This window comes from Acidithiobacillus sp. (genome assembly GCF_023256195.1).
Lineage (GTDB): Bacteria > Pseudomonadota > Gammaproteobacteria > Acidithiobacillales > Acidithiobacillaceae > Acidithiobacillus_A.
Genome location: NZ_JAGDWX010000022.1, coordinates 1 through 2,733, shown reverse-complemented (window position 1 = coordinate 2,733; position 2,733 = coordinate 1). Strand labels below are relative to the sequence as shown.

Here is a 2,733-nt window from a genome sequence, read left to right as displayed (position 1 = left end):
CAGAGATGGAACCAAACAAGCTATCAAAAATTGCAGCCACCTTCTCACAAAGCTTGAAAAACGGCAGCGCAAGGATCCGCCTCGTCTCCGCCAATCGCTGTACGAGAGCATGCTTTGCCGCGCCGCTGACGAGATTCGTGACCTTATCATTAATTTGCTCGATCGTCTTCTTCTGATCCACCATCTGCCCTACAACTTCTCCGGCTCTTCGGCATATCGAGTGGGTAAGGCGGTATGATTGGCCGTAAGCGCTTAGCCAACCCACCCTTGCGGGTGGGTTGATGTCAGGCTAATGCTGGATTTTTCCAGTTCCACGGCAGGAGTTCGTGGAGCCGTTTGTTGGGCCAAGTGGGGAGCTTGTCGAGCACATCGCAAAGATAGGCGAAGGGTTCCACGCCATTGAGCTTGCAGGTCTCGATGAGGGTGTAAAAGGCGGCCGCTCGTTCGCCCCCGGCGTCGTTCCCGGCAAAGAGGAAGTTCTTGCGACCGATGGCAACCCCCCGCAGCGCCCTCTCCACGGGATTGTTATCGATGCTGAGGCGCCCCTCCTGGAGATAGAGGGTCAGCGCCTTCCGGCGCTTCAGCGCATAGCCGATGGCCTTGGCAATGGCGCTTTTGGGGGCCACTTGCGTCCGGGTATCGTTGAGCCAGGTCCAGAAGGATTCCAGTAAAGGCTCCGCCCGTTGCTGGCGTGCCAGCACTTTTTGCTCCGGTGGGTCGTCTTTGATCTCGGCTTCGATCTCATAGAGCTCGTGGATGCGCAGTAACGCGGTCTGGGCCACCGGGCTCGGCGCACTCTGGTTCACGTCGTAAAAATGTCTGCGAACATGAGCCCAGCATCCGGCTTCCGTGATCTGCCCTTTACGGTAGAGAGCATCGTAGCCCCCATAGTCATCGGTTTGCAGAATCCCTTGCCAGCCCCCCAGGAAGCCTTGGGGATGGATGCCTTTGCGGTCCGGGGCATAATCGAAGACGACGATGGGATAGGGGGCGTCTCCCTGGCTACGGTACACCCAGAGATAGGCCTTGTGGGTCTTCCCGCTGCCGGGGTTCAGAACCGGCAAGGGCGTCTCGTCGGCATGCAAGATGGCCCCTTCGAGCAATGCCATTTTGCAGGCCTCGGCCAGAATGCTGAGCCAGTACTCTCCCTGACCCAGCCAACTGCAGAGGGTGGCGCGGGAGATCGGGATGCCCGCCCGCAGGTATTGGGTTTCCTGGCGATATAGAGGCAGGTGATCCACATGCTTGGCGGTCAGGACCTGAGCCACCATGCGCGCGGTGGGTAGGCCCTTGTCGATGACCTGGGCCGGCAGTGCCGGGCTCTCCAGGGTGCCGCAAGGGCGGCAGGCCAGCTTGGGGCGAATATGGCGGATGACCTGGAAGTGGCCGGGAACGTAGTCGAGCTTTTCGCTGATTGCTTCCCCGATCGTCTCCAGAGGGCCGCCGCACTGGCCGCAGGTGCAGCTTTCGGGGTCATGGCGAACCTCAACCCGGGGCAAGGTATCGGGCAGCTTCATGCGACCGGGATGGCGGCGGGGAACCGCCCTCGGCGCGGACTCCGGTTGCTTGGCGGCGGCGCTCTCGGCCAGCACGGCCTCCAGCTCGCTTTCCACCGCGGCGATCTCCGTCTCCAGCGCCTCTTCCCAGAGGCTGATCTGATCGGGAGAGAGCTTTTCCGAACGCTGACCGAATCGCCAGCGTTTCAGCTTGGCGATAGTCATCTCCAGACGGGCGATGGTCTCGTCGCGCAGGGTGAGGTACCGGTCTTTTACTGCGAGCTGCCGGGCGTGCTCGGCGTCCTTTTCTTCCTGCTGCCGCAGCAACTGCAAGACCAGATCGCGCAAGGCGTCCGGGTGCGTCGGAAGAGCGTCTGGAGCCGTTGATTTCATGGGCGAATTCTACCGGATATCCGGGTCGAACGCCAGCATTTTCGAGGCGTTACAAGGCGGTAGGCGTACAGACCTTGAGGGCCGGCAACGGCGTCCAGGGTCTTCCTTCCACCAGCATCGCCCACTGGGCCGCGGAGAGTTCGATGGCCCCGTTCTCCATCCTGGGCCAATGCAATCGTCCCTGATCCAGGCGGCGATACAGGAGCCAGAAACCCAGGCCATCCCAGAGCAGGAGCTTGAGCCGGTCCCCGCGGCGGTTGCGGAACACAAAGGCATGGCCGCAAAAGGGATTCGCCGCCAGGATCCCCTGCACCTTGGCGGCCAGACCATCAAAGCCCAGACGCATGTCCACGGGTGCCGCCGCGAGCCAAATCCGGCTACCGGGGCTCAGCCACATGGGCCTTCCAGGACCTGGACCAGGGTCTGGAGCCAAGCAGGATCGAGCGGACCACTGAGGCTCAGGCGCCGCCCTGACAACAACTGAATCTCCACAGAGTTCGCTATCGATCCGGCGGGGGCCAGGCGCACGGGAAGAAAATCTGCCACGCCCCGCTGCCTCGAGGAGTGGGCAACTCCCAGTCTCCGCCGCCAGTACTGCAGGGTGCCGACTGCGATCCCCGCCTGGGCGCAATACTGCCTGACCGAAAGACCGCTGCCTGCCTGATCCTTCACCTGCCGCGTCCAGTACGCGACCTTCTCCTGCCTGGTCATTATTACCTCCCTGCAAATCCTGCAAGGAAGCATCACGCAGGTGGTAAACGTCGGAAAGGTGAGTTGGTCAGACGCTTACGGTGGAAGGGTATTCAGCATCCGGAAAGACTCCGCGAGCTCTTTGCCGGGATCG

Annotated in this window: 3 protein-coding genes; all 3 read right to left on the bottom strand. The window is 61.7% G+C overall.

The features are described 5' to 3' along the window. On the bottom strand, positions 1 to 184 hold a 184-nt coding region (locus Q0C23_RS04680; protein ID WP_291511224.1), incomplete at its 3' end, for a hypothetical protein. 100 nt (positions 185 to 284) lie between these two features. Further along, positions 285 to 1,889 carry an IS66 family transposase gene (locus Q0C23_RS04675; protein ID WP_291511223.1) on the bottom strand — a complete coding sequence of 535 codons (1,605 nt, stop codon included), beginning with the start codon at positions 1,887 to 1,889 and terminating at the stop codon, positions 285 to 287. Between the two features lie 49 nt (positions 1,890 to 1,938). Beyond that, positions 1,939 to 2,286, bottom strand: coding sequence for an IS66 family insertion sequence element accessory protein TnpB (gene tnpB / locus Q0C23_RS04670; RefSeq protein WP_291511222.1), 348 nt, complete (start codon positions 2,284 to 2,286; stop codon positions 1,939 to 1,941). Between the last annotated feature and the right edge of the window lie 447 nt (positions 2,287 to 2,733).